5 protein-coding genes are annotated in these 3,312 nt (G+C 59.1%); 4 read left to right on the top strand and 1 reads right to left on the bottom strand.

Features of this window, described 5'->3' with window-relative positions; genetic code table 11:
- Positions 1–95 precede the first annotated feature (95 nt).
- Positions 96–317, top strand: a complete 222-nt coding sequence (locus RCF13_RS23385; RefSeq protein WP_075041615.1) for an AbrB/MazE/SpoVT family DNA-binding domain-containing protein — start codon at positions 96–98, stop codon at positions 315–317.
- Complete coding sequence (locus RCF13_RS23380; protein WP_006466309.1) at positions 314–706, top strand: type II toxin-antitoxin system death-on-curing family toxin; 393 nt, start codon at positions 314–316, stop codon at positions 704–706. Before RCF13_RS23385 ends, RCF13_RS23380 begins: the two co-directional genes overlap by 4 nt.
- On the opposite strand, the gene RCF13_RS23375 is transcribed toward RCF13_RS23380, so the two are convergent.
- Positions 703–1,173: a GreA/GreB family elongation factor gene (locus tag RCF13_RS23375; RefSeq protein ID WP_022570208.1), complete on the bottom strand. Its 471-nt coding sequence runs from the start codon at positions 1,171–1,173 to the stop codon at positions 703–705. The genes RCF13_RS23380 and RCF13_RS23375 overlap by 4 nt on opposite strands.
- 161 nt (positions 1,174–1,334) lie before the next feature.
- On the opposite strand from RCF13_RS23375, the gene betI reads away from it, so the two are divergent.
- Positions 1,335–1,943, top strand: a complete 609-nt coding sequence (gene betI, locus RCF13_RS23370; RefSeq protein ID WP_006471138.1) for a transcriptional regulator BetI — start codon at positions 1,335–1,337, stop codon at positions 1,941–1,943.
- The coding region (betA, locus tag RCF13_RS23365; protein WP_308141573.1) for a choline dehydrogenase at positions 1,940–3,312 on the top strand (1,373 nt) is incomplete at its 3' end. The genes betI and betA, both read left to right, overlap by 4 nt.

Here is a 3,312-nt window from a genome sequence, read left to right as displayed (position 1 = left end):
GCTCTATTATTTCCGCCGCAAAGGCTGGCTGTAGCTTGTAGTGACAAGAAGCGCACGCCATGTTATATCAAGCGTTATAACATAGGAGAACAGCCATGAATGTGACCCTGCGCAAGATCGGCAATTCCGATGGTGTGATCCTGCCTAAGGAAGTGCTGGAGCGGCTCAACCTCCAGACCGGAGATAAGCTCCAGGTGATCGAAACACCGAACGGCCTGACGCTGGAGCCTGTTGACGATACTTTCGAGCAGCAGATGGAAGCTGCCCGTAAAGTGATGGACAAGTACAAGGTCGCCTTGCAGAAGCTCGCCGAATGAACTGGCGTTTTCTTTCGCGACGCGTCGTTGAGGCAATCCACATCGAACAACTGCAACGCCACGGCGGCGCTCAAGGGCTTCGTGATGAGAATGCTCTTGAGTCTGCCCTGGCTCGCGCGCAGAACAAACAGGTTTATGGCCAACCGGATCATGCGGAAATCGCAGCAGCCTATGTTTTCGGAATAGGCCGCAACCATGCTTTCGTAGATGGCAACAAGCGCACCGCTATCGTTACCGCTGTTACGTTTCTGCTCGTCAATGGCTATGCACTGACCGCAGACGACGGATTGCTTTACAGTTTCACGATGGGCATTGCTTCCGGCGAGATTGATGAAGCTGGCGCGACCGCTTTTTTCCGTGACCATACAGTCGCGATAGAAGAAGTCTAAACTGTCGTCAGCGACAGGATTTCCCATTCGACATTGTTGATTTTCACGACATCACCGACCGGCTTGCCGAACAGCAGGATGGCGACAGGCGCGACATGGGAGATCTTGCCGTTTGACGGGTCGGCCTCGTCCTCGCCCACGATGGTCCAGCGACGGACCTTGCCATCATCCAGATTTTCCAGTTCCACGGTCATGCCGAAACGCACGACATCGCTATCGGCAGCGGGAACCGAAAGCTCGGCGTTTTCGCGCCGCGCCGTCCAGTAGCGCAGATCACGCGAAATGCGCGCAACCGCTGAACGCTCGCCGGCGACATTGGCATCCGCCAGCTCGCGTTGCAGCCGGGCGATTTCATCCTCGATCATCTTCAGCCCCGTCGGCGTGACGAGATTGCGATGCGGGCTTACAGGGCGCTCGCCAAGGTCGGTCGGCGCATCATCCTGTTCTTTGGTGAAAGCTCTGCTCATCATTTCAATGTAAGCAAGCGCACCCCGTCCGGCAAGCCTCCCCCATTACCCGCCCGCTTCTGCGACGCGTAAACGCATGATTTGCATGGTGGGTTTTTATTGATTGATGAGTCAATCAAAGATAGACTGCACTGGAATTAGCCTGAGAACGGACCAGAATTATGCCCAAGATCGGGATGGAGCCCTTGCGGCGGCGCGAGCTGATCGATGCCGCCATCCGCACAATCGGCCAGCGCGGTTCGCTGGATGTGACCGTCGCGCAGATCGCGCATGAGGCGGGGGTTTCGCCCGCGCTTGCGCATCATTATTTCGGCGGCAAGGACAAGCTCATTCTGGCCACGATGCGGCATCTGCTGCGCGAACTGGGGCAGGATCTCAACGCGGCCATCGGACAGGCGGAGACGCCGCAGGCGCGTATCGCCGCCATCATCGCAGTCAATTTTTCCGCCTCGCAGTTCACGCAGGAAACGATTGCAGCCTGGCTGACCTTTTATGTGCATGCGCAGCAGTCGGAAGATACGCGGCGGCTCTTGCGCATCTATGCGCGCCGCCTTCATTCAAATCTGGTTTTCGCGCTGGAGCAGCTCACGAGCCGCGAACAGGCGCACCGCATCGCCGAGGGCGCGGGAGCGATGATCGACGGCCTCTATATCCGCCATGCGCTCGGCGCGGATGCGCCGGATGCAGGCAGGGCCACGGCACTCGTGGAAGATTACATCGCGGTTCAGCTTTCAAGCCCACTTTTGGAAGGGCCTTCGGGAGAAAAATGAGTATGGAAGCGGATTTCGTCATCATCGGCTCCGGCTCCGCCGGATCGGCCATGGCCTATCGCCTGTCGGAAGACGGCCGCTATTCGGTGATCGTCATCGAATATGGCGTGCCGGATGTCGGCCCGCTGATCCAGATGCCGGCGGCGCTGTCCTTCCCCATGAACATGGAGACCTATGACTGGGGCTTTTCCACCGAGCCGGAGCCGCATATTGGCGGGCGCAGCCTCGTGACGCCGCGCGGCAAGGTGCTGGGCGGTTCATCCTCGATCAACGGCATGGTCTATGTGCGCGGCCACGCCCGCGACTACGACCACTGGTCGGAAAGCGGCGCGCGCGGCTGGGCCTATGCCGATGTGCTGCCCTATTTCAAGCGCATGGAAAATTCGAGCGGCGGTCAGGAAGGCTGGCGCGGCACCAGCGGCCCGCTCTATATTCAGCGCGGCAAACGCGACAATCCGCTGTTTCATGCCTTTGTCGAGGCCGGTCATCAGGCGGGTTTCGAAGTGACGGAAGATTATAACGGCGAGAAGCAGGAAGGTTTCGGCCCGATGGAGCAGACGATCCATAATGGTCGTCGCTGGTCCGCCGCCAATGCCTATCTGAAGCCCGCGCTCAAGCGCCCGAATGTCAGGCTGGTCAAGGGGTTGGCGCGCAAGATCGTGCTTGAAGGCAAGCGGGCCGTTGGCGTCGAGATCGAGGCAGGCCGCACCTTTTCGACCGTCCGTGCGCGGCGCGAGGTCATCATTGCCGCCTCGTCGATCAATTCGCCAAAGCTTTTGATGCTTTCCGGCATCGGGCCTGCCGCGCATCTGAAAGACCATGGGATCGAAGTGGTTGCCGACCGTCCCGGCGTCGGCCAGAACCTGCAGGACCATCTGGAAGTCTATATCCAGCAGGAATGCACGCAGCCGATCACGCTCTATTCCAAGCTGAACCTGTTTTCGAAAGCCAGAATCGGCGCGGAATGGCTGTTCTTCAAGACGGGCGACGGCGCGACCAATCATTTCGAATCCGCTGCTTTCGTGCGCTCGAAGGCGGGCGTGGAATATCCCGATATCCAATATCATTTCCTGCCGGTCGCCATCCGCTATGACGGCAAGGCGGCAGCGCAGTCGCACGGCTTTCAGGCCCATGTCGGGCCGATGCGATCAAAATCGCGCGGCAGCGTGACGCTTCGCTCGGCCAATCCGCGTGAAAAGCCGATCATCAAGTTCAACTACATGTCGCATGAGGACGACTGGGCCGATTTCCGCCATTGCGTGCGGCTGACGCGGGAAATCTTCGGACAGGCGGCGTTTGATCCTTATCGCGGCGCGGAAATCCAACCGGGCGCGCAGGTCCAGAGCGACGATGAAATCGACAATTTCAT

Source organism: Stenotrophomonas maltophilia group sp. RNC7 (assembly GCF_030910085.1).
GTDB lineage: Bacteria > Pseudomonadota > Gammaproteobacteria > Xanthomonadales > Xanthomonadaceae > Stenotrophomonas > Stenotrophomonas sepilia.
This window is presented reverse-complemented; position numbering and strand designations above follow the sequence as displayed.

Bases quoted from the DNA above. Each gene is read 5' to 3' on its own strand.
- RCF13_RS23385 (WP_075041615.1), top strand. From the start codon at position 96: ATGAATGTGACCCTGCGCAAGATCGGCAATTCCGATGGTGTGATCCTG.
- betI (WP_006471138.1), top strand. From the start codon at position 1,335: ATGCCCAAGATCGGGATGGAGCCCTTGCGGCGGCGCGAGCTGATCGAT.
- RCF13_RS23375 (WP_022570208.1), bottom strand. From the start codon at position 1,173: ATGAGCAGAGCTTTCACCAAAGAACAGGATGATGCGCCGACCGACCTT.
- RCF13_RS23380 (WP_006466309.1), top strand. From the start codon at position 314: ATGAACTGGCGTTTTCTTTCGCGACGCGTCGTTGAGGCAATCCACATC.